At 36.0% G+C, this 26,683-nt stretch carries 26 protein-coding genes; 22 read left to right on the top strand and 4 right to left on the bottom strand.

Annotated elements, in window-relative coordinates:
• The first annotated feature begins 47 nt into the window (after positions 1–47).
• From AYC65_RS15215 to AYC65_RS15160, 12 genes are all read left to right on the top strand, one after another.
• Entirely contained in the window at positions 48–2,189 is a 2,142-nt protein-coding gene (locus AYC65_RS15215) for a helix-turn-helix domain-containing protein (RefSeq protein ID WP_034869556.1), read from the top strand.
• Positions 2,190–2,243: 54 nt separating this feature from the next.
• Entirely contained in the window at positions 2,244–3,242 is a 999-nt protein-coding gene (locus tag AYC65_RS15210; protein WP_034869555.1) for an LLM class flavin-dependent oxidoreductase, read from the top strand.
• 524 nt (positions 3,243–3,766) lie between these two features.
• Positions 3,767–5,413, top strand: coding sequence for an apolipoprotein N-acyltransferase (lnt, locus tag AYC65_RS15205; RefSeq protein ID WP_034869553.1), 1,647 nt, complete (start codon positions 3,767–3,769; stop codon positions 5,411–5,413).
• The gene (locus tag AYC65_RS15200) at positions 5,413–6,273 is read left to right on the top strand and encodes an ROK family protein (protein WP_034869550.1); all 861 of its coding nucleotides are present in this window, start codon (positions 5,413–5,415) and stop codon (positions 6,271–6,273) included. The genes lnt and AYC65_RS15200 overlap by 1 nt, the downstream gene beginning before the upstream one ends.
• A gap of 19 nt (positions 6,274–6,292) precedes the next feature.
• Positions 6,293–8,572 (top strand): GH92 family glycosyl hydrolase, encoded by a 2,280-nt coding sequence (locus tag AYC65_RS15195; protein WP_034869549.1) that lies wholly within the window; start codon positions 6,293–6,295, stop codon positions 8,570–8,572.
• Positions 8,573–8,591: 19 nt separating this feature from the next.
• Positions 8,592–9,089, top strand: a complete 498-nt coding sequence (locus AYC65_RS15190) for a cupin domain-containing protein (protein ID WP_034869547.1) — start codon at positions 8,592–8,594, stop codon at positions 9,087–9,089.
• Positions 9,090–9,246: 157 nt separating this feature from the next.
• Entirely contained in the window at positions 9,247–9,483 is a 237-nt protein-coding gene (rpmB, locus tag AYC65_RS15185; RefSeq protein WP_009085749.1) for a 50S ribosomal protein L28, read from the top strand.
• 7 nt (positions 9,484–9,490) lie between these two features.
• Positions 9,491–9,673 (top strand): 50S ribosomal protein L33, encoded by a 183-nt coding sequence (gene rpmG / locus AYC65_RS15180; RefSeq protein WP_009085751.1) that lies wholly within the window; start codon positions 9,491–9,493, stop codon positions 9,671–9,673.
• A 20-nt stretch (positions 9,674–9,693) separates the two neighbouring features.
• A complete protein-coding gene (locus AYC65_RS15175) occupies positions 9,694–9,843 on the top strand; it encodes a DUF4295 family protein (protein WP_009085754.1) in 150 nt (49 codons plus the stop codon).
• Positions 9,844–9,922: 79 nt separating this feature from the next.
• Positions 9,923–10,399, top strand: coding sequence for a RidA family protein (locus AYC65_RS15170; RefSeq protein ID WP_234300361.1), 477 nt, complete (start codon positions 9,923–9,925; stop codon positions 10,397–10,399).
• Positions 10,400–10,410: 11 nt separating this feature from the next.
• Complete coding sequence (gene ftsY / locus AYC65_RS15165) at positions 10,411–11,373, top strand: signal recognition particle-docking protein FtsY (protein WP_034869546.1); 963 nt, start codon at positions 10,411–10,413, stop codon at positions 11,371–11,373.
• A gap of 81 nt (positions 11,374–11,454) precedes the next feature.
• Entirely contained in the window at positions 11,455–11,715 is a 261-nt protein-coding gene (locus tag AYC65_RS15160; RefSeq protein ID WP_034869541.1) for a GlsB/YeaQ/YmgE family stress response membrane protein, read from the top strand.
• A gap of 81 nt (positions 11,716–11,796) precedes the next feature.
• On the opposite strand, the gene sppA is transcribed toward AYC65_RS15160, so the two are convergent.
• Positions 11,797–13,554 carry a signal peptide peptidase SppA gene (gene sppA, locus AYC65_RS15155; RefSeq protein WP_034869540.1) on the bottom strand — a complete coding sequence of 586 codons (1,758 nt, stop codon included), beginning with the start codon at positions 13,552–13,554 and terminating at the stop codon, positions 11,797–11,799.
• Between the two features lie 27 nt (positions 13,555–13,581).
• Between sppA and folK the strand changes: the two genes are divergently transcribed.
• The 6 genes from folK to AYC65_RS15125 all read left to right on the top strand — a co-directional run bounded on the left by folK (position 13,582) and on the right by AYC65_RS15125 (position 21,064).
• On the top strand, positions 13,582–14,016 hold the full coding sequence (gene folK / locus AYC65_RS15150; protein ID WP_034869537.1) for a 2-amino-4-hydroxy-6-hydroxymethyldihydropteridine diphosphokinase: 435 nt from the start codon (positions 13,582–13,584) through the stop codon (positions 14,014–14,016).
• Positions 14,017–14,080: 64 nt separating this feature from the next.
• On the top strand, positions 14,081–15,619 hold the full coding sequence (locus AYC65_RS15145; RefSeq protein WP_034869638.1) for an OmpA family protein: 1,539 nt from the start codon (positions 14,081–14,083) through the stop codon (positions 15,617–15,619).
• Positions 15,620–16,096: 477 nt separating this feature from the next.
• The gene (locus tag AYC65_RS15140; RefSeq protein WP_034869535.1) at positions 16,097–17,548 is read left to right on the top strand and encodes an OmpA family protein; all 1,452 of its coding nucleotides are present in this window, start codon (positions 16,097–16,099) and stop codon (positions 17,546–17,548) included.
• An 88-nt stretch (positions 17,549–17,636) separates the two neighbouring features.
• The gene (locus tag AYC65_RS15135; protein WP_034869533.1) at positions 17,637–19,538 is read left to right on the top strand and encodes a RecQ family ATP-dependent DNA helicase; all 1,902 of its coding nucleotides are present in this window, start codon (positions 17,637–17,639) and stop codon (positions 19,536–19,538) included.
• On the top strand, positions 19,539–20,486 hold the full coding sequence (gene fmt, locus AYC65_RS15130) for a methionyl-tRNA formyltransferase (protein WP_034869529.1): 948 nt from the start codon (positions 19,539–19,541) through the stop codon (positions 20,484–20,486).
• A gap of 8 nt (positions 20,487–20,494) precedes the next feature.
• Positions 20,495–21,064: a hypothetical protein gene (locus tag AYC65_RS15125; protein ID WP_059333893.1), complete on the top strand. Its 570-nt coding sequence runs from the start codon at positions 20,495–20,497 to the stop codon at positions 21,062–21,064.
• An 83-nt stretch (positions 21,065–21,147) separates the two neighbouring features.
• Here the strand turns inward: AYC65_RS15125 and ribB are convergent, their stop codons facing one another.
• Entirely contained in the window at positions 21,148–22,275 is a 1,128-nt protein-coding gene (ribB, locus tag AYC65_RS15120; RefSeq protein ID WP_034869527.1) for a 3,4-dihydroxy-2-butanone-4-phosphate synthase, read from the bottom strand.
• Between the two features lie 203 nt (positions 22,276–22,478).
• Positions 22,479–22,640 carry a bacteriocin-like protein gene (locus tag AYC65_RS15115; RefSeq protein ID WP_157757826.1) on the bottom strand — a complete coding sequence of 54 codons (162 nt, stop codon included), beginning with the start codon at positions 22,638–22,640 and terminating at the stop codon, positions 22,479–22,481.
• Between the two features lie 148 nt (positions 22,641–22,788).
• Between AYC65_RS15115 and AYC65_RS15110 the strand changes: the two genes are divergently transcribed.
• The 3 genes from AYC65_RS15110 (at position 22,789) to AYC65_RS15100 (ending at position 25,191) form a co-directional block, all read left to right on the top strand.
• On the top strand, positions 22,789–23,178 hold the full coding sequence (locus tag AYC65_RS15110) for a hypothetical protein (protein ID WP_034869525.1): 390 nt from the start codon (positions 22,789–22,791) through the stop codon (positions 23,176–23,178).
• 28 nt (positions 23,179–23,206) lie between these two features.
• Entirely contained in the window at positions 23,207–23,758 is a 552-nt protein-coding gene (locus AYC65_RS15105; protein WP_034869523.1) for a hypothetical protein, read from the top strand.
• Positions 23,759–23,856: 98 nt separating this feature from the next.
• Complete coding sequence (locus tag AYC65_RS15100) at positions 23,857–25,191, top strand: trigger factor (protein ID WP_034869522.1); 1,335 nt, start codon at positions 23,857–23,859, stop codon at positions 25,189–25,191.
• A gap of 50 nt (positions 25,192–25,241) precedes the next feature.
• Here AYC65_RS15100 and AYC65_RS15095 read toward each other — a convergent pair whose 3' ends face one another.
• Complete coding sequence (locus AYC65_RS15095; protein ID WP_034869520.1) at positions 25,242–25,610, bottom strand: winged helix-turn-helix transcriptional regulator; 369 nt, start codon at positions 25,608–25,610, stop codon at positions 25,242–25,244.
• Between the two features lie 71 nt (positions 25,611–25,681).
• Between AYC65_RS15095 and AYC65_RS15090 the strand changes: the two genes are divergently transcribed.
• Entirely contained in the window at positions 25,682–26,683 is a 1,002-nt protein-coding gene (locus AYC65_RS15090) for a quinone oxidoreductase family protein (protein ID WP_034869519.1), read from the top strand.

The raw sequence follows: 26,683 nt of genomic DNA, 5'->3' as shown, positions 1-26,683 counted from the left end.
CTTGTTAAATATCAGATTGCTTTTCGCTTTTTTATGCCTTAACTTTGATGAAACTTTTTCATTCATTGGAGGCACTCGTCGAATTACTTGAACATACAAACAGAAGCGTCTTTTTAACAGGTAAAGCAGGAACAGGTAAGACTACCTTTCTGAATAATTTTGTAAAAAACACACGCAAAAAACACATCGTTGTCGCACCTACAGGTATTGCGGCTATTAATGCAGGAGGAGTAACTATACATTCGTTGTTCACAATTCCGCCACGAACTTTTGTGCCCACTACAGAGCATATCGATCGTAATCTGGCAATGAATATCAACGATCTTTTCCCACATTTTAAATACAGAAAAGACAAACTAAAACTGTTTCGCGAGATTGAACTGATTATTATCGATGAGGTTTCAATGCTGCGTGCTGATGTTTTGGATATGATGGATCATTCGCTGAGACATGTCCGTAGAAATCAATTGCCTTTTGGAGGAGCACAATTATTGTTGATAGGAGATTTGTACCAGCTGCCACCAGTTGTAAGAGATGATTCAGAAAGAATATTATCCAGATTTTATAACTCACCTTTTTTCTTCTCGGCTAAAGCATTACAGGAAGTTCCTTTGGTTACGGTTGAGCTCATGAAAGTTTACCGTCAGCAGGATGAAGAGTTTCTTGAGATTTTGAATGCAGTCCGTGATGCTGATGTCCGTGGTCTTGATTTTGAAAGATTAAATTCCCGATACGAACCGGATTTTGAACCAAAAGATGAAGCATACATCTACCTGTGTTCGCATAACCGGATAGCTGATAATATCAACCAGAAAAGACTGTCTGAACTAGGCGGTAAAACCAAATTCTACAAAGCAGCCGTTGTAGGAAGCTTTAGCGAAAGCCAGTTTCCCAATGAAGAAGTTTTGGAGCTGAAAGTAGGGGCTCAGATTATGTTTATCAGGAATGACACTTCTCCGGAGAAGAAATTTTATAATGGTAAACTTGCTGAGATTTCCTATATCGATGAAGATGTTATAAAAGCCGTGCTGGATGGTACAGAAGAGGAAATAACGCTGACGAAAGAAACCTGGGAACAGAAAAAATATTCTCTGGACGAAGAAAAGAATATTAAGGAAGAAGTATTGGGTAGTTTTGAGCAGTATCCGATACGTCTGGCTTGGGCTGTTACAATACATAAGAGCCAGGGACTTACTTTCGATCGTGTGATAATAGATGCAGGTAAATCTTTTGCTAGCGGACAGGTATATGTGGCGCTTAGCCGCTGTCGTACATTGGAAGGAATTGTGCTGAAATCGAAAATAACTCCGGAAGTTATATTTAGTGATCACAGGATTGAAAATTTCCAAAAATCAACCAATGCCAATGATATTCTGGAGCAGATTCTGGAGCAGGAAAAATATGATTATACGCTGCATAAGGTTCAGATGACAATAGATGCAGCCTGGCTGAAAGACTCCGCAATTACATGGATGGCATCTGCACTTTCTGCTAAAGGGCTGGATCAGGAAAAAGTGAAGAATCTTTCACAGATTTTTAAAATAGAAACCGAAAAGCTTTTCGGTATATCTGAGAAATTTAAAAGGTTTATTCAGCAAAAATCCAAAAGTTTCATTGCCGGAAATATCAAATGGCTGGAGATTGAAGAGAAATGTAAAGGAGCTGTAAATTTCTTTTATACAAACGTGGCAGAACAGTTTTTACTGCCATTAAAAGATTATTACTCTGAGACAAAAGGAGTGAAAGGATTAAAGGCGTATAATGAAGAAGTGAAATCGTTTATAGATGATCTGGAAGAATATATTGACAGGCTGAAAGAATCTTATTTGCTGGATGTTCCTTTGTTTGATAAAGAAAAAGAATTGGATACTTCGGCTAAAATGATGAAAAAGCCTACACATATTATCACCTTTCAGCTATTTGAAGAAGGAAAAACACCGGGTGAGATTGCTAAAGAAAGAGGGCTGGTAACGTCTACTGTATATGGACATCTTGCAAAGATGGCTGAATTAGGGCTTGTCGATATGGAGCGAATCTTTGACAGAAAAAGAATTAGAATATTTGAAGATCAATACCGTGAAGAGGCTTTCGATAATCTTTCGGACTGGAAGAAAGCATTACCGGATGAATTTGAATTTCATGAAATCAGGATTCTATGGAATCATTTCAATCATAAATATGAAAAATAAAAGTTAGATAACAGAAAATAAAATTTCAGGCATTAAATCTAAAATTTTAAAGAAATGACTTTACAAAAATTAAGATACTCATTATTGGATCTGGCGTATATAGCACAGGGCAATACAATTAAGCAAACGCTAAATAACTCACTGGATTTGGCCAGATATGTAGAGAAATTGGGATATACCCGTTTCTGGCTGGCGGAACACCATAATATGGTAAGTATTGCCAGTTCGGCAACTTCTGTGTTGATCGGTTATATTGCTGAGGGGACCAATACTATTCGTGTAGGCTCCGGAGGCGTAATGTTACCTAATCATAGTTCGTTGATTATAGCAGAGCAATTTGGGACATTGGAGTCCTTGTATCCGGGAAGAATAGATCTGGGAGTCGGGCGTGCACCCGGAACAGATGGCTATACCGCTATGGCACTGGGGCGAAATCCCCAGGTTATCAATGAGCAGTTTCCGAGACAGATTTCTGAACTGCATACTTATTTCTCGGAAGAAAATAAAAATGGACAGGTAAGAGCCATTCCGGGAGAAGGGCTGGATATTCCTGTTTATATATTAGGGTCCAGTACAGATAGTGCATGGCTGGCTGCGGAATTAGGTTTGCCTTATGCATTTGCCGGACATTTTGCTCCCGATCAGATGGGTATGGCATTTAAGATTTACCGGGAGAACTATAAACCTTCGGATAGATTTCCGAAACCATATATTATTGCAGCAACTAATATCATTGCAGCAGATACAGATGAAGAAGCTGAATATTTGTCTACAACTTTATATCAGGCATTTGTTAACCTCGTCCGGAATGACAGGAAGCCGGCTCAGCCACCAGTTAAAGATATGGATACAATCTGGTCGCCTATGGAAGCAATGCAGGTTCGCCGAATGCTTTCTCAAAGTATTATAGGGAGTAAAGAAACGATTCAGCGAAAACTGAAAGATTTCCTTGAAATATACCAGATAGATGAGTTAATGGCTGTTACCAATGTTTATGATCATAAAGCAAGGCTCAGGTCTTATGAAATTCTGAAAGAAGCAATTACAGGCTAATTGGTAAGAAACAATATTTAGAAGTACAAAAAAGAGAGGGCTTTTTATCATTTCCTTTTTGTACTATTTTTTTGTTTTAGAACGGTTATAAAAAACAGTTACAAATAACCGATTTTGCAGTTTGCATAACATAAGGCCTCTATAGTTTAGTTCGTCAGGCTCTCTATAAACTTGCTCACTATAAATTCAGCTCAGCCTGATAATCCTTTCACCATTTAGGCATTTAGAAAATTAAGTTCTTAGCGGTCTTTGTTATGTATTAACGGCTTTGCGACCTTAAAAAGAGTTTAATAAATGAAAAATTTTTTGCGTTCCTTGCGGTAAAATCATGTTTTTTTGGTTTAAAAACAATTACAAATAACGGATTTTGCAGTTTTACAATAAATCTTTTGTTAGAAAAACAGTTTCGAGTTCACGTTAATATATCAACGTCCTGAAAAATAATGAATTATTTCATAAAATCTTTACAGACTTTGCGGTAAAATAATTCAGACAGTTTTTTAAATTTGTGAAGATTAAAATCTATGCTTAAATATTTATCCCTATCCGTACTTAGCGGATTGTTGTTCGCAATATCGTGGCCCGCTCACGGAATACCTGTATTTATATTCATTGCTTTTGTTCCACTCATGCTGCTGGAGCATCATCTTACTAACTTTAGTACAGTAAAAAGGAAAAAACTTGCAGTATTTGGATTTAGCTTTCTAAGCTTTTTCATCTGGAATATACTTACTACATGGTGGTTATTCAATTCTCTAATGCCGGACGGTAGTCATTCCATTATAGCTGTAGCGGTGCCTACATTGCTTAATTCTACAATGATGTCGCTGGTATTTCTGTTCTATCATGTTTACAAAAAAAGGATAGGAACTTATCTGGGGTTGGTATTTTTTGTAGCCTTATGGATTTGTTTTGAGAAACTTCACACAAGCTGGGAACTCAGCTGGCCATGGCTTACACTTGGAAATGCATTTGCAGGCTGGCATCAGTGGGTCCAGTGGTATGATACAACAGGTGTCTTCGGAGGCTCTTTATGGATTCTGACAGCCAATGTTGCTGCTTACTATACTTACAGACTTTTCCAGGTAACCAGAAAGAGAAAGGAACTCATAAAAAATACAGCGATTTTCTTGGCCATTATATTAATCCCGCTGAGTTTATCTCTGGTAAAATATAATCAGATAAAACTGACTTCTGATAAAACGGTCAATGCAGTCTTGTTACAGCCTGAACTTGACCCTTATGCAGAAAAATACAGCAAGGATAGTATTACTATTGTAAATGAATTATTGGATATAGCCAAAAAGAATGCAAAAGGAAAAGTAGACTTCTTTATTGCTCCCGAAACCGCAATTCCAGGTTCCGGAGGACTTAGTGAAAATGGCTTTGCCTATAGTCATGTTCTGAACAGGATACAGGATTTTACAAAACAATATCCGCAGTCGGTATTCCTGACAGGAGCTTCAACTTATAAAGTTTACTTAAGTGAGGATAAAGCTTCTGAAACAGCTTATCTGGTAGGAAATGTTGGTGTGTGGGTAGATAGTTATAATACGGCATTGCAGATTGTTCCGGGACAAAAGATAGAAACTTATCATAAAGGTAAACTCGTACCTGGTGTTGAAAGTTTCCCCTATATCACAGTACTAAAACCTTTGTTGGGTGAGGCTATGCTAAACTTTGGCGGAACAATAGCATCATTGGGAAGTGATAAAGAAAGAAAAGTATTTTCCAACCCATATAATACGGCTAAGGTAGCGCCGATTATTTGTTATGAGAGCGTTTATGGAGAGTATGTAACAGAATATGTAAAGAATGGAGCTAATCTTTTGGCAATTATGACCAATGACTCCTGGTGGGGATATTCACCTGGTCACCGACAGTTATTGGCTCTGGCAAAACTAAGAGCAATAGAAACGCGTAAAGAAGTTGTGCGTGCAGCTAATAGCGGTACAAGTGCCCATATCAATGTAAGGGGAGATGTTGTAGAGAATCTTCCTTACGGTGCTCAGGGAGCAATTCAGGTGAAGGCAGGGATTTTTGAAGGAGAAACGCCTTATGTGAAATACGGAGATGTAATTTATAGAATAGCATTATTTGTATTTGGTTTTCTGTTTATCTATTTTTGGTCTCAAATCTATTTATCAAGTAAAAATAAAGTCAAGAAATAATGCAAAATATAGTTGGCATAGACATAGGCGGATCACATATTACCTTAGCACAGGTAGATCCTGAGAAACATGAAATTATTACTTCTACTTATGTCCGCGAGCGTGTAGACTCTTTCGCAGATCCTGAAACAATTTTCCATGCCTGGGTTTCTGGTATTGAAAAAGCTATAGGAGATTTAAGAAAAGAGGAATTACTTATTGGTATCGCTATGCCAGGACCTTTCGATTACGAAAATGGTGTTTCATTGATGTTACAAGGAAAATTTCGTTCCATATATGAAGTGAACATCAAAGAAGAACTGGCACGCCGTCTGGAAATAAATAAAAATCAGATTCATTTCATCAATGATGCTGCTGCTTTTCTGGAAGGAGAAGTATTTGGTGGCTGTGTGCAGGGGCACGGAAGAATTTTTGGTGTTACACTTGGGACAGGTTTGGGAACTACCTTTTATAACGGAACTGTAGCTACTGATGAAGATTTGTGGAATTCACCTTTTCATGAGAGTATCTGTGAAGATTACCTTGCGACAAGATGGTTTGTTAATCGTTATGCGGAACTAACAGGTGAAACAATTACAGGAGCTAAAGACTTACTGGATAAGCCAGAGGAGCTTCGAAACAAAATGTTCGATGAATATGCAGATTCTTTTGCAGAATTTATACTGAAATATGTAAAATATTATGACCCTGAAGTTTTAGTGATCGGAGGAAATATCTCTAAGGCATATCCTTATTTTTCTGAACGTTTAAATCATATTCTTGAGGATAACCATATAGAATTGAAAATTGAAATATCCGAAATTTTTGAAGATGCAGCAATTCTAGGAGCAGCAAGTTATGCTTTGAAAATGAAAAACTAAAACCTGTTACTGTTAAACTATGAGAAAAAAAATTATTGTAACTGTTTTATCACTTTGCAGTTATCTCTCCTTTGGGCAAGATCTTAAACCTGTAGATTATGTAAATACCCTGATGGGTACACAGTCTAAACATTCTCTGTCCAACGGAAATACATATCCGGCAGTCGGCTTGCCATGGGGGATGAATCTATGGACACCACAAACCGGAAAAATGGGTGACGGCTGGGCTTACACTTATGATGCAGATAAAATAAAAGGCTTCAAACAAACTCACCAGCCATCACCGTGGATGAATGATTATGGTGCATTTGCCATAATGCCGGGAGTTGGTAAGCCGAAATTCAAAGAAGATGAACGAGCCAGCTGGTTTAGTCATAAAGCTGAGGTTGCAACACCTTATTCCTATAGCGTGTATCTGGCGGATGCAGATGTAACTACAGAACTTACACCGACAGAAAGAGCTGCTTATTTTAAGTTCGATTTTCCTAAAACAGATAGTGCATACGTAGTAATTGACGCACTAGACAAAGGATCGTATATCAAAATACTTCCTAAGGAAAAGAAAATTATTGGGTATACAACCAGGTATGCAGCAGGTAAATACGAAAATTTCAAAAATTACTTTGTTGTTCAGTTTGATAAAGATTTCGATCTGACATCAGCATGGAAGGATAATGCACTGGTGAATAATCAGTTGGAGATTACAAGCAATCATGCAGGAGCGATTGTAGGTTTTAAACTTAAGGCAAAGGAGTCCGTTTATGCTAAGGTAGCATCATCCTTTATTAGCTTTGATCAAGCTGAAATTAACTTGAAAAGAGAAATCGGGAATCAGTCTTTTGTTCAGGTAAAAAATAATGCTAAAGATATCTGGAGCAAAACATTGGGTAAAATTGAGGTGAAAGGCGGAACAGATGAACAATACAGAACGTTTTATTCTGCGATGTACCGTACTTTATTTTTCCCACAAAAGCTTTATGAAATAGACGCTCAGAATAAAATAAAACACTGGAGCCCTTATAACGGTAAGATATTAGACGGAAGAATGTTCGCAGGAACAGGTTTCTGGGATACCTTCCGTGCTTTGTATCCGTTTCTGAATCTGGTGTATCCAAGCATTAATGTAGAGATGCAGGAAGGGCTGGCTAATGCCTTTAAAGAAGGAGGTTTTCTTCCGGAATGGAGCAGTCCGGGATTTGCAGATGTAATGATTGGTAATAACTCTGCTTCTGTGGTTGCAGACGCTTACATCAAAGGACTTAGAGGTTATGATATTGAAACATTGTGGAAAGCTGTTGTTCATGGTGCTAATAATGAAGGGCCTATGGATGCTGTCGGAAGAAGAGGCGTTTCTTACTACAACTCTTTAGGTTATGTTCCTTATGATGTTCAGATTAATGAAAATGCTGCACGTACACTGGAATATGCTTATGATGACTTTGCAATTTATCAGTTAGGAAAAGCGCTTGGAAAGCCTGAGTCTGAAATCGGAATTTTTAAGAAAAGAGCTTATAACTATAAAAATGTTTTTGACACCTCTACCGGAATGATGAGAGGTAAGAATAAAGACGGAAAATTTCAGTCTCCTTTTAATCCGTTTAAATGGGGTGATGCTTTTACAGAAGGTAACAGTTGGCATTATACCTGGTCAGTATTTCAGGATATTGACGGATTATCTAAGTTAATAGGAGGCAAAAAGAAATTTGAAGCAAAATTGGATGAGGTATTTTCGTTACCACCAGTTTTTGATGATTCTTATTACGGATCTGTAATTCACGAAATCCGTGAGATGCAAATTATGAATATGGGGCAATATGCACATGGTAATCAGCCAATTCAGCATATGATCTATTTGTATAACTATGCAGGTGCTCCTTATAAAACACAATACTGGACACGTCAGGTGATTAACAAATTGTATAAACCTACACCAGACGGATATTGTGGAGATGAAGATAATGGGCAAACGTCGGCGTGGTACGTGTTTTCGGCCTTGGGCTTTTATCCGGTAACACCGGCTACCAATCAGTATGTTTTGGGAGCTCCACTGTTCAAAGAAGCAACTATTCACTTGGAGAATGGTAAGAAAATTGAAATTAAGGCACCACAAAACAGCCAGGAAAATATATATGTGGAATCTTTAAAGGTAAATAACCAGCCATATTCTAAAAACTGGTTGAATCACCAGGAATTAATGAAAGGAGCGGTATTGAATTTTGATATGAAAGCACAGCCTAACAAAGAAAGAGGTTCACAGGAAAAAGATTTTCCTTACTCTATGTCAACAGAAAAATTATAACAGAGATATTTAATATATTATGAATACTGAAAAAACAGAAATCTTTAACAGAATAGAAAAAACACTTGGAGAACAAGGGTTTAATATTGTAGCAAAAGATGATAGCAGACCTTGGGGGGGCTTTTTTGTAATCGAAGAAAAGCAGGCTCAGGATTTCGCTAATCAATATTTTGACGGAATTGATGTAGAGGGCCTTAAGATAGGAGGGAAGCTAAGCCCTAAAATTCTTTTGGTTGCTCCTCAGGCTAGATTGAGCTGGCAGTATCACCACAGAAGAGCTGAAATTTGGCAAGTTGTGGATGGTGTTGTAGGTATTAAACGAAGCAATACTGACGAAGAAGGCGAATTAAAAGAATATAACCCAAAAGATCAGGTAAAGCTGGAACAGGGAGAAAGACACCGTTTAATCGGACTAGACGGATGGGGAGTAGTTGCCGAGATCTGGCAGCATACAGATGCTAACAATCCGTCCGACGAGGATGATATTGTAAGGGTACAGGATGATTTTGGAAGATAATTTTAAACTTTCATATTCATCGCAATCTCTCATTATATCGTCAATGATGAGTATCTTGAAAAGATTTTCAGGAAAATAAAATATAAAACTTTGTGTGTTTGAAAAAAAATACATAATTTTGCACTTCAATTTGAATAAGTAGTAAAAGACTAAAGATATGTCAAAAATTTGCCAGATAACAGGTAAGCGTGCAATGGTCGGGAACCACGTTTCTCACGCCAATAATAAGACCAAAAGACGCTTTGAGATTAATTTATTGGAAAAGAAATTTTACCTTCCGGAGCAAGAGAAGCACGTTACTTTGAAAGTATCTGCTCACGGATTGAGAGTTATTAACAAGATTGGTGTTGAGGAAGCTATTGAAAGAGCTACTAGAAACGGATTTATTAAATAATTAGAAAATGGCAAAGAAAGGTAATAGAGTGCAAGTAATATTAGAGTGCACTGAGCATAAAGAATCCGGAATGCCGGGGATGTCAAGATACATCACAACAAAAAACAAAAAGAATACAACTGAAAGATTAGAGTTGAAGAAATTCAACGCTGTTTTGAAGAAGTATACTGTTCATAAAGAAATTAAATAACTTCTTAAAATAATAAGACAATGGCTAAGAAAGTTGTAGCAACCCTTCAGACATCTTCTAAAAAAATGACTAAAGTGGTTAAAATGGTTAAATCACCTAAGTCCGGCGCTTACGTTTTCGAAGAAAAAGTAATGAACGCTGATGAAGTAGATGCATATCTTAAAAAATAATTAAGTTAAGAACTTAACATACAGAAAACTACCTATTTAGGTAGTTTTTTTTATATATTTGTTATATTAAACATTTAATATGAAACCATTCAGACGTATTTTAGTGTTCAGTTTATTGCTGGGTTTTATGATAGTGTTTGGTCAGAAGAATATTGAAATGATACAATTTAAAAATACAGAGTTGGTATTTCAGATTAAAGGACTTTCTCAGGTAGTTGAAGTTCCTTTGGGGGCTTCTAAAATGCTTATTTTATCAGGACAGGTCCCTGTTAATCAGAAAGGAGAAGTTGTTGGGACAGATATCAGAACACAAACGCAGCAGATATTTCGGAATATCCGTGCTGTTCTGGAGCATTGCGGAGCAAGCCTTAATGATATTGTAAAACTAGGAATCTTTACTACTGATATTTCTAAAATAGCCGAGTTTAGAGAAGTCAGAGATCAGTTTATTAATACCGAAAATCCGCCTGCCAGTTCTCTTTTAGAAGTAAAAGGACTGTTCAGAAAAGATGTATTTATAGAAGTAGAAGTTACGGCAATTGTTAAAAATAAATAATATTTAGCTAAGTGAGTTGGTTTAAAAAAATATTCAAAAAAGAAGAAAAAGAATCTTTAGACAAAGGATTGGAGAAATCCAGTCAGTCGTTTTTTGATAAGGTAAGCAGAGCTGTTGTTGGTAAGAGCAAAGTTGATGATGAGGTTCTGGATGATTTGGAAGAGGTATTAATTGCATCTGATGTAGGTGTGGAAACTACTGTAAAAATCATCAGAAGAATTGAAGACAGGGTTGCTAAAGACAAGTATGTAAATGTAGCCGAGCTTAACAATATTCTTCGTGAAGAAATATCGGGCTTACTTTTAGAAAATCCACATGCCGGAACACAGAATATTGATAAGACTAAAAAGCCGTATGTAATAATGGTGGTGGGAGTTAATGGTGTTGGAAAAACAACAACGATTGGAAAACTTGCTCATCAGTTTAAATCAGAAGGACTGAAAGTTGTTCTTGGTGCAGCAGATACGTTCAGGGCTGCCGCAGTGGATCAGTTGGTTATCTGGTCTGAAAGAGTAGGTGTACCAATTGTAAAACAGGCTATGGGATCTGATCCTGCATCTGTAGCTTTCGATACAGTCCAGTCCGCAGTATCACAAGATGCAGATGTTGTAATTATAGATACAGCAGGAAGACTTCATAATAAGGTGAATCTTATGAATGAGCTTTCTAAAATTAAAAGAGTTATGCAAAAGGTGATTCCGGATGCCCCACACGAGGTACTTTTAGTACTGGATGGGTCTACGGGACAAAATGCTTTTGAGCAGGCAAAACAGTTTACTGCAGCTACAGAAGTTTCGGCTTTGGCAGTTACCAAACTGGACGGAACAGCTAGAGGTGGAGTGGTTATTGGTATTTCGGATCAGTTCCAGGTGCCGGTGAAATATATAGGTGTAGGAGAAAAGATGCAGGATTTGCAACTTTTTAATGGTACAGAATTTGTTGACTCATTCTTCAAAAAGAGAGAAGAAAATTAATTTGCAGTTTTTAATTAAATTCTGCTAAATTTGAGATAACTAAGTTAAACTATTTTATAATCTATTAAAAATCACAAAATTATGGGCTGGATTACATATATTGTATTTGGGCTTATTGCCGGAGCAATCGCTAAAGCAATACATCCAGGAAAAGATCCTGGAGGCTGGTTGATAACAATCCTTCTTGGGATTCTGGGATCTATTTTAGGACGCTGGATAGCTGGTGCCATAGGCTGGTATGCGGCCGACAGTTTCTGGAGTTTCAAAAACTGGCTTTTCTCAATCGGAGGTGCAGTTCTACTGTTGTTTATTTATAGTAAGATTGCTTCTAATAAAGAGTAAGAATTTATTAATGTTTAATAAAAAAGTAAAGGCGGGAATAATTTATTCCCGCCTTTACTTTTAAGCCATTCTTTAGAATGACTATTCTATTTTCAGTACATATGGAAGAGCCATTTGTACTCCTTTATTATTAGGATTGTTAATCTTTTGGAATAGCTGATAGTTCTCTTTACCAAATTTCGTTTCTATGGCTTTAGCAGCAACATCTTGTTCGTTCATACTCTCGAAGAACTTTTCGAAATTACTCTTATCCTTAGGGTAGTTTTTGATATTGAAATCTTTAGTTTTAGCCAATCCTGCAGCATATTTCACTGCATCGTCTAATGTGCCTATTTCATCAACCAGACCTAGTTCTTTTGCTCTTGTTCCGGACCACACATGTCCTCCTCCAATAGCATCTATTTCTTCAAAAGTTTTCTTTCTGTTTTGGGTTACAAAATAAACAAAACGCTTATATGTTTGTTCAACACTTTTCTGCATCATGTTTCTTGTGCCAGGAGTCATACCGGAAATAGTAGAGAACATTTTAGAATTAACATTAGTTGCTACAACATCAGAACGAAGTCCATTTCTGTTAGCAAGTTCTTTAAAGTTCATGACCAATCCGAATACCCCAATAGAACCCGTTAATGTATTGGCTTCCGAGAAAATCTTTTGTCCGGCCATAGCAATGTAATAACCCCCGGATGCTGCATAGTCTCCAAATGAAACAACCAATGGTTTTTTAGCTTTTAGTTGTTGTAATTCAAAAAGAATTTCGTCGCTGGCATTAGCGCTTCCTCCAGGTGAATTAATTCTAAGAACCACTGCTTTTACATTGTCGTTCTTTTCAATCTTTTTTATCTCTTTAATAAAGTTTTCAGAATAAATACCAGTGTTTCCTTTCCCGTTGAAAATCTCCCCCGAAGCATAAAGAACAGCTACCTGATCTTTAGCGCTAGAGCTGGATGCGTTTTTATTCACATACTCAATATAATTTCCAATAGATACCTTATTAAGGTCGTCTTTGGCTGCAACTTTTAATTTGCCTTTAATAAGATTGTCATATTCTGATTTCTGAAGAAGTTTGTCAACCAATTTGCTTTTTAGAGCATATTCAGGTATAATACCATAAAGGCTGTCCGTAGTTGTTTTTAATTCTTCGGCGCTCAGTTTTCTGGAAGTTTCTATTTTTTTAGAAATGTTACCCCATAAATCATTTAATAAGAATGATAATTGCTCCTTGTTTTCATCAGAAATTTTGTTTGTTAAATAAGGTTCCACAGCAGATTTGTATTTTCCGTGACGGATAACATCTGCCCCAATTCCGTATTTATCGAATAAATCTTTGAAGAATACTACCTCAGTAGAGAGACCTTTTAGTTCTACACCTCCGGTTGGATTCAGGTAATACTGATCGGCTACGGTAGAAAGGTAATATGAACTCTGGGAAACGTTATTTCCATAAGCATAGACAAACTTTCCTGACTTTTTAAAATCTTCCAGCGCCTTTCTGATATCATCTATTTGTGTGATACCAGCAGTAGTTCCGTCTGTTTCTATAGATATACCAGATATCTTTTTGTCATCTTTTGCTTGTTTGATAGCATTTAATATATCGGAAATTTTCAGACTGCTGTCATTTCCTAAATCAAATATCGAACTGGAAAGCTCCGATGTAGACTCAATAATATTATCTTTTAAATTAATTGTTAGTACGGAATTATCTTTAACATTTACGCTACCTTTGCCGGACATGGACGAAATGAGGATGAACAGGAATAATCCTATCATACCTATAAATCCTACTATAAATATGGCAACAATATTGGCCATAACGGTCTTGAAAAAATTTTTCATCTTTTTAAAAACTGTAATTTTTGTAATATGTCGTCAAATAACGTGATTTTGTTACTAGGAAGCAATATTAATTTTCCGGAAAAAAATATTGACATTGCTATAGAGTTGATCAATAATAGATTAGGGAGTATAATTGCAAGGTCTTCAAAACTTATGACAGATCCTGTCGAATTTGACAGTAAGAATATTTTTTGTAATATTGCCGTGTTAATAAAAACAAAATTCTCACCTGTTCAGTTACTAAAGAATATTAAAGAAATTGAACATGAAATGGGAAGAGAAGAGGACTCTTTTGCAAAAGGTGGATACGAGGACAGGATAATTGATATAGATATTGTAGAATTTGGTAATATCAGATTTTATTCACAAAAATTAATGATCCCGCATCTGAAACACTTATATGAAAGAGATTTTTCGAAGGAGTTATTAACAGAATTAAACACAAATATTGAAAAAAAATAATGTTGAAGTTCTCATTCAGTATTATTTGACAACGAAATCATTTATTAACTTAAAAACAAGATTTATGAAATTAAATTTTGCTAGTGTGGCTTTGGCGTGTGTACTGCCAATTGCAATGTATGGTCAGGATTCTACAGCTGTAGCGAAGACAGCTGCTGTTCAGGGGCAGTATCCTAATGCGTATACATCTGGCTCTGCCAATGTATCTCCTTTTACTAACAAATCTAAAAGATTTAACGACTGGTCTATTTCTGCCGGAGCAGGTACTGTTATCATGAAAAGTGGTAGTTTGTATTCACTACACGATGAGTCAGGTCCAAAAAACCTATTTGGCTGGACAGCTTATTTTAGTGTGGACAAGGCAATTTCTCATGCATTCGGATTGAAACTTCAGTATGACAAAGGAGAGACAAGACAGGGTTGGGTAAGTACTAAAGATCATGTTGCGAGTAGCGGTGCAGCAGGAAGAACGCAATATGATGCGATTTCAATTTTAGGAGATGTTAATATTTCTAATCTTTTCAGAAGGGTAGACAATCAATCTCCTTACAGATGGGCACTACATGCTTACGGAGGTATAGGTACCATTGCTTACAGATCTTATTTGCAAGAGCCTGGGACCAATTACAACCAGTCTTTAACAAAAGAAGTAAAACCATTTAAATTAAACTCTTTCTATGCGCAATTAGGTACTGGATTAAAATACAGAGTTAGTAAGGCTTTTGATTTAGAAGGAAGAGTAATGTACTCGATTACCGGAGGGAAAGGCTTTGATGGTGCAAGAGGAAATTATGTAGATCCTGCAAGAGCTGGTAATAATGATATGATCAATGCAACACTAGGTCTAACCTATAACATAGGTAAACACGAATCTCATTTATTCTGGCATGATCCATTACAAGAAATCTATTACAAACTTGATGTCTTAGAAAACAAAAATCAGGATCTTGAAGTATGTAAAAAGGGTGATGCTGATAATGATGGTGTATGTGATGATTGGGATAGAGAGCTAAATACTCCTGCAGGAGCAAGAGTAGATGGTTCTGGTAAAGCATTAGATACAGATTTAGATGGAGTAATTGATCTTTACGACAAGTGTGTTACAATTCCGGGGCCTGTAGAAAATAATGGATGCCCTGTTAAGAAAGATAACCATAAAGTAGCTGTTGAAGTAGAAAATGAATTGAAAAGTGTATACTTCCACTTTAATAAATCTACAATAACAAGTGAATCTGGACCTAGACTGGATGCTGCAGCAAGAATCATAAACGATAGCGATGGAAAGTACTTAATAACCGGGCATACAGATGCTAAGGGAAGTGCTGCATATAACTTAAAACTATCGAAAGAAAGAGCTGCTTCTGTAGTTCAGTCGCTAGAGAGCAGAGGGGTATCTCCAAGTATGCTTAAGTCTAAAGGAGTTGGAGCAACAGATGCAAACGTACCTGCAACGGCTTCTGATGCTGAAAGAATGGCGGACAGAAAAGTTACAGTAAGATTTGTAGATGACTACGAATGGAATAGCCTTCCTAAGAAAGACTACAGTGATACTTCTGTAAAAAAGACTAAAACTGTTAAAAAAGTAACGAAAAAGAAAAAGTAATTTTTTTATCATAAACTAAAATAGAGTGTACATAATTGTGCACTCTATTTTTTTTAATCACTATGAATAGTGATATAGACAATTTTATAACAATTTGGTTATTGATTTTCAAATCGTAATTACTTTTATTAATGAATTTTTAAATAAAATAAAGAATTGTATAAGATTTGTTAGTAATAATATTTTTTGTAATATTGCATTGTTAATGAGAACATAAATTTTGTCTGTTTATTTGTTAAAAACTGTTAGAAAAGTTGAAAATACGTTAAGCAGAAAAGAAGGGATTTTATATTAAAAAGTTATGATAAAGTACTGTTGAACACAAAGTTTAGCTTTGCTTATCTGAATATCATCTTTATATTATAAAGATTCTTAAATGAGGTTGATTAGCAAGACGAAACACAAACAGAAAAATAATGTTGAGTTCTCATCAATGTTATAAAGACGAAATCATTTATTAACTTAAAATACTGAATTATGAAACTAAATTTCGCAAGTGTAGCTTTAGCATTTGTATTGCCTGTTGCCATCTACGGTCAGGACTCTACAGCTGTCGCTACAACATCTGCAGCCCAGGGGCAATACCCCAATGCGTATACATCTGGTTCAGCTAATGTATCTCCTTTCACTAATAAATCCAAAAGGTTTAATGATTGGTCAATTTCTGCCGGAGCAGGTACCGTTATCATGAAAAGTGGTAGTTTGTATTCACTTCATGATGAGTCAGGTGCGAAAAATTTATTCGGCTGGACAGCTTATTTTAGTGTAGACAAAGCTATTACTCATGCATTCGGCTTGAAGCTTCAATATGACAAAGGAGAGACAAGACAAGGTTGGGTAAATACAAAGGATCATGTTGCTGGAGGCCCTGGAGGGAGGACGCAATATGATGCGATCACAATCTTGGGAGATGTTAATATTTCTAATCTTTTCAGAAGAGTAGATAATCATTCTCCATACAGATGGGCGCTTCATGCTTACGGAGGTGTAGGTACTATTGCTTACAGATCTTATTTGCAAGAGCCTGGGACAAATTATAACCAGTCTTTAACAAAAGAGGTAAAGCCGTTTAAACTAAACTCATTCTATGCACAATTAGGTACTGGATTAAAGTACAGAGTTAGCAAATCTTTCGATTTAGAAGGTAGAGTGATGTATTCTCTTACAGGAGGAAAAGGCTTTGATGGTGCAAGAGGAAATTATGTAGATCCTGCAAGAGCTGGTAACAATGATATGATCAATGCAACATTAGGTCTAACCTATAACATCGGAAAACACGAATCTCATTTATTCTGGCATGATCCATTACAAGAAATCTATTATAAACTTGATGTCTTAGAAAATAAGAGTCAGGATATAGAAGTATGTAAGAAAGGTGATGCCGATAACGATGGTGTATGTGATGATTGGGATAGAGAGCTAAATACTCCTGCAGGAGCAAGAGTAGATGGTTCCGGTAGAGCATTGGATGTAGACTTAGATGGAGTAATTGATCTTTATGACAAGTGTGTAACTGTTCCTGGACCACCAGAAAATAACGGATGCCCAACGAACAATCAGGTTGTTACTGAAGTTTCAAGAAGCTTGGAAGGTATCGAATTTGATTTAAATTCAGATAGAATTCTTTCTTCTAATACTGCTATCTTAAACAGTGCTGTTAATTATATTAACTCATCTGAAATGGGTTCTAAATATACAGTTGTAGGAGCTGCTGATACAAGAGGTACAGTTCAGTATAACCAGAAATTATCTCAGAAAAGAGCTAATAATGTAAAGAACTATTTAATCCAGAGTGGAGTTCAGTCTTCAAGATTAGATGCTGTAGGACATGGTAAGAGTGATCTTAAATATCCTGAATGTAATCCTGCAAGCAAATGTCCTGAATGGAAAAACAGAGCTAACAGAAGAGTTTATTTCCAACAGAAATAATTATTCTTAATAAGTTATATAACAGAAGGTGTGCCAGTAGCACACCTTTTTATTTTTATATACCCCTGAAAAGCTTTAATTTTACCCGATGATTCCGAGCCGGTCTTATAATGAACAGATTTTAGATGAAACCCTTAAGCAATTTTGGGGTTATGATCATTTTAGAGACCAGCAGAAAGAAATTATTCAGTCTGTATTATCCTCTAATGATACACTGGCTTTATTGCCAACAGGAGGAGGGAAATCATTATGTTATCAATTACCATCTTTGCTTTTAGAAGGCACGACAGTGGTAATATCTCCGCTTCTGGCTTTAATGAAAGAACAGGTTCACGAGCTTAATCGAAGAGGTATTCCTGCCGCCTATCTTAGTTCAGAATTCGATGATGAACAAGAAGAGCTTATTTATCAGAATTTAAAAAATGAAGAATATAAGCTGCTTTATGTTTCTCCGGAAAGATTGACTAACAGAAATTTTCTGGAAAATATTACGGATACAAAACTATCCTTAATAGCCGTAGATGAAGCACATTGTATTTCGGAATGGGGAAGTGATTTTCGTCCAAGTTATCAGAATATAAAAGATTTCAGACAAGCTTATCCATATCTTCCGTGTCTTGCATTAACGGCAACAGCTTCTGTTAAAGTGATGCAGGAAATTCAGCACAAGCTGGATTTTAAAAAGACAAATATTTTTAAAAAATCTTATAGAAGAGATAATCTTTATATTCAGATAAGAGAGCTTTCGGATAAATATAATCATATTCTATATTACCTCAGAAGTAATGAGAAATCGGGTCTTATCTACGTGAGAACCAGAAAAGAAGCTGAGTATCTGAGTAACTGGCTGAAGATTAGCGGCATAGAGCAGGTGGATTATTATCATGCAGGTTTACCTGTAAAAGAAAAGCAAATACGTCAGAATTACTGGCTTAGTAAAAATAACTATACCCTTGTTTCCACCAATGCATTCGGAATGGGTATTGATAAAGATAATGTTGGATTTGTAATACATCTTTCTCCATCCCCGTCTATTGAAAATTATTATCAGGAAATAGGCCGTGCAGGTAGAAATGGACAAAATGCAGAAACTATTTTACTTTGGAATCAGAGTGAGCTTACGCAGATCGATGATCTAATGAGAAGTCAGTTAGCCAGCAAAACCGATTATCAAAAAGTTTGTTCCTATGTCTATTCCTTCTGCCAGATTGCAGAACACGAACTTCCGGAGGTTTTTTTTGAAATTCAGACCAATAAGATTCAGAATCTCACCAAAATTTCTCGTCCTAAAATAGTATCTATTCTTCGATTTCTTCATAACCAGGAAATTATTTACCTGAAAGAATCCAAAGGAATGTCATCTTTGGAACTAAAATTCAATATATCAGAAGTTGAAAGCCTTGGGAAGAAAGACAGTTTCTTTGTAGAAAAGTTATCCCGTGCATTAGACGGGGTTGCGACTCATCGAACCTATTTTCGGGAGAAAAAGCTTACTGACAAGATGAATGTTGATGAGCAAACGATGCGGGTACGTTTAAGAGAATTACACGAGAAGGGACTTGTAGATTACTTTGACGGTAATTCAGCTGGTATCAGGTTTCTGATGCCACGAAATGACAAAGAATTACAAAACAAATACTGGAATCTTTTTGCCAGTATTCAAAAAAATAAATTGCAGAAATGGGAGGAAATGAAATTTTTCATCAAGGATGCCTCCTATTGCAAAATGAGACTTATTCTCTCGTATTTCGGAGAGAAAGAAACTGAAAATTGTGGAAAATGTAACTATTGCCTCACAAGTAAAATGGGAACTAGCGACAGAGAGTACAAAAAAATTATTTTTGAAGCTCTTATGCGGTCACCAATGACTCTAGATGAATTAGCTGTTCATCTGAAATTTTATCCCAAAGATGAACTGTTGGAACACCTGAAAATTTTGTTAGACAAAGGTCAGGTCAGAATGTTGAATTATAAAACTTATACACTATAAATGAATAAACTAAAAGTTGTTTTTTTCGGGACACCAGATTTTGCTAGAGCTTCCTTAGAAGCAATTCATAATAGCAATCATGAAGTTGTAGGTGTAGTTACTGTAGCGGATAAAGCCAGTGGGAGAGGGCAGAAAATTAATGAGTCTCCTGTGAAAAAATATGCCGTAGAACATCAGCTTGCGGTATTTCAGCCGGAAAAACTACGTAATCCGGAATTTTTGAAAGAGATAGAAAACCTGAATGCAGATATCTTTGTAGTTGTAGCATTCAGAATGATGCCAAAAGTGTTATTTTCTATGCCGCGTCTAGGTACTTTCAATCTCCATGGATCTCTGCTGCCTGATTACAGGGGTGCGGCACCTATTAATTATGCGGTAATTAATGGTGAAAAGAAAACAGGAGTGACCAGCTTCTTTATCAATGAAAAAATAGATGAAGGACATATTCTTCTACAAGAAGAAACTGATGTGCCTTTAGATGAAGATGCAGGACAGCTCCATGACAGACTTATGGATATAGGTGCTGGGTTAGTTGTAAAGACCCTGGATGGGCTTGCAGAAGGTATTATAGAAGAAAAGCCTCAACCACAAGTAGAAAACCCTAAAACAGCATATAAAATCTTTAAAGAAGATACCCGTATCAATTGGGAGTATGATGTAGAAGTGGTATATAATTTTATCCGTGGTATGTCTCCTTACCCGGCTGCATTTACAACTATTGAAATCTCAGGACAGCCTAAGACACTTAAAATATTTAAAGGTAAATTCGAGAAAAAGCAACATGATAAATCTGCAGGACAGATTGAAATTGACAAAAATAGTTTTACTATTTATACACATGATGGAATTTATTATCCTGAAGAATTACAACTGGAGGGCAAAAAGAGAATGACACTGAAAGATTTCCTGAATGGATTTCAAAGTTTTGCAGATATTGAAATAGTTTAGTCCCTGATATGAAATTTAAAGAAATTTTTGCTTTTTCCCTGATAGGAATAATAGTGTTGGCTGGTGGATTGTATTTTTACAGTAGCTGGAAAATGAAACAGGAGGTACAAGATGTTACTACAGGAAGCTTATTGTTCCGTAAAGTTTCCGGATTTTCTGGTAGTCAGGGAAGGAAAACTTATTACACTGCTTATAGGGTAGATAAGATTGCTGGAGATACCATTTTTGTTAATCCGATAAACGATGTGGTGGAAGTTCCTTATTCTATCATAAGAGAAGAGTCTTATTCTTTACTAAAAGAAGAAGGAAGAAATTCTGTAATCACACCTCTTGCTTCAGATCGTGCTTTTTTTGAAAAGAATATATCTAATAAAGAACAAGCAGAAAAATTATTTCCTGAGCTCAAGAAGTCTACATTTTATTATTTTAAAGGTGAAACTGAAAAAGTCATGAGGAAAGATCTGATCACAGAGCAGGTTATTAGGAGATGGACTAACGAACCTTCTGTTAATAATAATTTCTCAAATACTTATTATCCGGAAGGAAATTTCCAGAGTGTTGATGCTTTTGTAAAATAAAAGAGATAAACCTTAGTATAGAAATATACAGGTTTATTAATAAACAAAAAGTCCGGCATTAAAAAATTGCCGGACTTTTTGTTTTATACTGTTAGTTCTACCAGTTCGCTAACCTCTACATCGTAACCACTTACGATTGGTCTTTGGTCAGGACTCTGAGTCAGAACCTTTAGATTGTTAATTCCTAAATCTTTCAGAATCTGGATACCGATGCCATAATCCTTATAGTTGGCTCTTATTGTCGGTTTGCCCTGAGTTCCGGATTGATAAGCTAAAAACTGTTGCAGCTTGTTCATTGTTTTTTCTGAATCCGATACATTGTTGATAAAAACAATAGCACCTTTACCTTCAGCATTAATCATCTGGATTGCTTTTTCCATTAAAGGCTTTTCACCGTTAGCTAAACGGGTAAATATATCGAAGTAGGCACTGCTGGATTGTACTCGGATTAATACAGGTTCCTTATCTGCCCATTTTCCTTTTGTTATAGCATAATGAATTTGGTCAGTATGTCTTTCTTTGTATGCATAGAAATTAAAATCTCCAAAATGTGTCTGAATGGCTTGCTCTTCGATTCTTTCTACAAGATCTCCCTGCTTCATACGATACTGGATAAGATCTTCGATAGAAACAATTTTCAGATCATGTTTTTCCGAAAATTTCTTCAGCTCAGGAAGTCTGGCCATGCTGCCATCTTCATTCATAATCTCACAGATTACACCACCTTCGTTCAGGCCGGCTAATCTTGTAAGATCTATTGAGGCCTCAGTATGTCCTGCACGTTTTAATACACCACCTTCTTTAGCGCGTAAAGGGAAAATATGCCCCGGACGCATAAAATCAGTTGGTTTAGTATTAAGATTCATCATAGCCTGTATGGTTCTGGAACGGTCACCTGCAGAAATTCCTGTAGAATTTCCGTTGCCAAGAAGGTCGATAGAAACTGTAAAAGCTGTTTCTTTTGGATCGCTACTGCGGCTTACCATAATGTCAAGGCCCAGCTCATCACATCTTTTTTCAGGAAGAGGAACGCAAACTAATCCACGGGCATGAACCGTCATAAAGTTTATCATTTCCGGAGTTACCAGGTCGGCAGCGCCAATAAGGTCTCCTTCATTTTCACGATCTTCATCGTCTACGACGACGATCATTTTCCCTTGGCGTAAGTGTTCTATCGCTTCAGGAATAGTATCGAGTTGGATTCTATCCATTTTTACTTGTATTATATTATTTTCTACAAATTTACTTATTCCGATAGCAATTCGCAATTTTTGAAACCGTTTTAGATTTCCTTTTGGATTATATATTAGTTATTTGAATTTAGGATAGGCTTTTTGCAAACATACTTACTACTATATAAGAAGAGCAAGGACAGCTTATGCTGCCCTTGTTGTATTTGTAATAATGCTAATGATTATCCTTCACATAAGAATTGAACCCATTGTCCACCATCACATGCCCAGTAATAACATTGTGAATCAATCTCTGGGTTGTCAGGTGGGCTTCCAGCACAGCCATAACTGCCACCATTAACTTTTTTCAAATTTTCACGTGAGATTTTCTTTAGTTTTTTCATAATAAATTGTTGTTTGATATTTAATTTATTTAAAAATAGCATTTTTTTACTAAGACTAGAGCATGAATTTTAAAAATAAATAGATTTGAGTGAATTATCACTTTTTTTAGAAATAATTTTATCTTTAGACGGCCAAACACATTATACTATGAGGAAAAAATATTTTATCCCACTTTACATCTTTTTATTTATTCTGCCAATTTCCTGTGAACAGATTGTAGATAGTTTCTGGAAAGAAAAAGAAAAGAAAGATAAACAAGCTTACTTTATAGCCGCATTCAAAGGAACCTACTTCGGTCCAATCACTGGCGGAGTGAATGGTGAAATAATAATTAATATAGCAGATGACGGAAATATAACTGTCAGAATAAATTCTAGTACCTATACAGATTCTTTAGAAGCTATTTATTCGGATAGTGGTAGAATTCATGGGACTTCCATAACAACAGGACTAACTATAGAAGGTAGTCTTTCGGAGGGAAAAGGAACATACAAGCAAGGTCATTGGGCCGGGACTTGGTCAGTAAGAAAAAAATAAAATCCAAATACAATCATAACCAAATTATATGAAGAAAATTTTATTAGTGTTTATTAGCCTTTGGGGCATGAAATCTTTTGCGCAAGAGCAAAGTAATAATGGAGCGGTAAAAAATCTTACAGGTGCACAACTGGGAATACTGCATATCGGAGTTTATGATGAGCTTCGCCTTTCTGATAATTTTGTACTTCGGGGAGAAGTTATGCTAAATGCAGCTTTATGGGACAGAAAATTTTCTTCCGGGACAAATTTTGCTTTATTTCCGATGATAGAAATTACACCCAAATATTATTACAATTTCAAAAGGAGATTAGAAAAGAGCAAGAATATTCAGAACAATTCTGCAAACTATTTTGCGCTTAATTTCTCTTATTCGCCCGATTGGCTTATAACTTCAAATAGAAATGACCTCTTGGCAAATAATGCTATAGCAATAATTCCTACCTATGGAATTAGAAGAAATTTTGCCAAGAACTTTAATTATGAATTTGCTACGGGTCTTGGCTATGCAAGAAATATAGATACAAAGGAATCGTGGGCCGCACTACATTTGAGTATAGCTTTGGGATACGATTTTTAGTCAATTCATAAAATTTTCACAAAAAAGCATTCTAAATAAAACGAGACTTTTTAATAAAGTAAATATTTCTTATTTTTGCCGTCTAAAAATTTCAATTAATGAAGATTACGAATAAAAATCACGATGAAGTAAGTGCATTACTTACAGTGACACTGGATAAGTCTGATTATAAAGAGAAAGTTGAAAAAACTTTGCTTAACTACGCGAAAAATGCAAACATTCCGGGTTTTAGAAAAGGTAAAGCTCCTTTAAGTCTTATTCGTAGACAATATGAAGCAGGGGTAGCTTATGAAGAAATCAACAACCAGGTTTCCGATGCTTTAAACAATTATATTAATGAAAATAACCTTAGACTTGTTGGGCAGCCTGTGCCACAGCCGGTAGAAGAGTTAGATTATAATAATGACAACGTAACAGTAGCTTTCGAAGTTGGTTACGAACCTCAAATTACTATTGATCTTGCTAAATATGAAGCACCTCACTACAAAGTAGAAGCTTCTGAAAAAGAGATCAGCCAGAGTATTGAGAACATGCAGAAGAGATTTGCAGAGCGTGTGCCTCAGGACAAAATGAACAAAGATTCTTACATTGCTTTACAAATTGAGCAAGTTGTAGAAGAAGATGCAGAAGGAGAGCACCACCATGCACCTAAAAATGTTACAATTAACAAAGACAACAAAGAAGTTTACGCTGTAGTAAAAGGTAAAAAAGTTGACGAAAGTGCTATTGTAACTAAAGAAGATCTTCAGAAAGATGAAACTTTAGCAAAAGAATTAGGATTCGCTCAGGGAGAGGTAGAACACCTTCACCACAACGAAGTAAAAGTTACAGTAAAAGAAATCTATTCTTTAGATTTAGCTGAACTAAACCAAGAGCTTTTCGATAAGGTATATGGCAGCGAAAACATTAAGTCTGAAGAAGAACTTAAGAACAAAGTAAAAGAAGAACTAGACGAGTACTTCCAACAAAATGCAGACGTACACTATGTGAACAAAATGTTGGAACAAATCGTTGAAAAAGAAGAAATCCAGCTTCCTGAAACTTTCTTAATCAAGTGGTTAATGTTCAACAACCAGAACATTCAGTCAGAAGAGCAGGCTAAAGAGATTCTTGAAAATGAAAAAGCTCAGTTGAAATATCAGATCATCGAAGGTAAACTAATGAATGATAATGATGTTAAAATTGACTATGCAGATATTTTAGCACAATCCGAGCAATTGGTAAGAAACCAATTAGCTATCTATGGTATTCACCATCTTTCTGACGAAGAAGTTCAGAAATATGCTGTTGAAATGCTAAAAGATCAAGAGCAAGTAAGACAAATTTCTTCTGAAGTAGCAATGGCTAAATTGAAAGATACTATCCTTGAAAAAGGAGGTAAGAAAGAAGAGGTAATCTCTCACGACCAATTTATGGAAGAATTGAAAAAATAATTGATGTTGTTTTTCTATTTATACGAACTCCGCTAGCCAGCGGAGTTTTTTTATTCTGTTATTTTGTTTCTGTGATCCAAGCCCCATTGAACAATAGCTTCAGTTAACGGAATAACCGTTTTACCATATCCGCTAAGACTGTAAAATACTTTTGGAACCTTGTCATTGTTCTGCTTGCGGCATATTAATTGGTTTTGCTCCAAATCTTTTAATTCTTTGATGAGAACTTTAGGTGAAATACCACCTATATCCTGAAGAATCTTAGTGTAATTTAATTCGAGGTGTTGCCTGTTGGCAAGATACCGCAGAATCAGAAGTTTCCACTTTCCTCCTATTACAAACAAACAATCCCGCATTGCACGTAACTCTTCGTCGCAGGATGCTTCTCTTATATTACCATTTTTTTTGATGTTTCCCATATACTTTCCTCCGGGTAAGTCTATTGCTTTTGGCGGCTTACACAGGTTAAATTTACATAAAAATAAAATTTATGAATGCAGTAAAACTAGATTCTGTACAAGGAGAGAATAAACTGGTTAATGATAGTACTTATTCTAAACCTGAAATTAAAAAGGATAGCCAGGTTCTTGTAAAAGTTATGGCAGTTGCCGTCAATCCGATCGATTTGCAAATGTTTCAGGGAAAGAATGAAGCAAGGATAATGAGTTCAGATATTCTGGGACGCGAGTTGGCAGGTATAATAGAGGAAACCGGCAATAATGTGGAAAACTTTAAAAAAGGAGATGAAGTTTTTCTAGCTGTTGGCAGTATGGGTAGTAATGGTGCTTTTGCAGAGTATGTAGTAGTTTCTGAGGAAATACTAGCGCATAAACCTAAAGAATTAAGTTTTGAACAGATTACAGCTCTTCCAATCGCTTATGTCACAGCCTGGCAGGCAGTATCCAGATTACAATTACCAAAAGAGTCGTCTATACTGATTCTTGGAGCATCAGGAAGTGTTGGAAAGGCATTGATTAATGTATTGCATCATTTTGGATATCATAAGATGGTAGCTACTGCCGGAAATGATTATAGTATGGGTGAATTAATGAAGCAAGGATTATCCAAAGAACAAATAGTTTCTTATAAGCAGTCTGATCTGGATAGAATAATACTGACGCAGAATAATGGTTTTTATGATATTGTAATTGATTGTATTGGTGGTAAAATGACAGAAATAGGAGCTAACTCCCTGAAAAGAGAAGGCCTGTTTGTAGACATTACCAATCTGCGGACCGAAGAAACCAACTATATACTGTTTCAGAAAGCGGCAATAATTATGAATATTGCCCGCTATGCAGAGCCTGAGTTACACTTTAAATACGGAGAGATTCTGAATCAAGTTTCTTCCGTTATAGGCAGTGCAGAGAATTGGCATCTGCAAGAAGTTTTAAATCTCGGAAAGTTGTCAGCAGAAAATCTTATGATAGCTTTTAATTTAATGGAAGAGAATAAAACCAACGGGAAAAAGCTGGTTTTAGAGGTGGAATAA

Origin of the sequence: Elizabethkingia bruuniana (assembly GCF_002024805.1) — a bacterium.
In the GTDB taxonomy this organism is placed as follows: Bacteria; Bacteroidota; Bacteroidia; order Flavobacteriales; family Weeksellaceae; genus Elizabethkingia; species Elizabethkingia bruuniana.
This window is presented reverse-complemented; position numbering and strand designations above follow the sequence as displayed.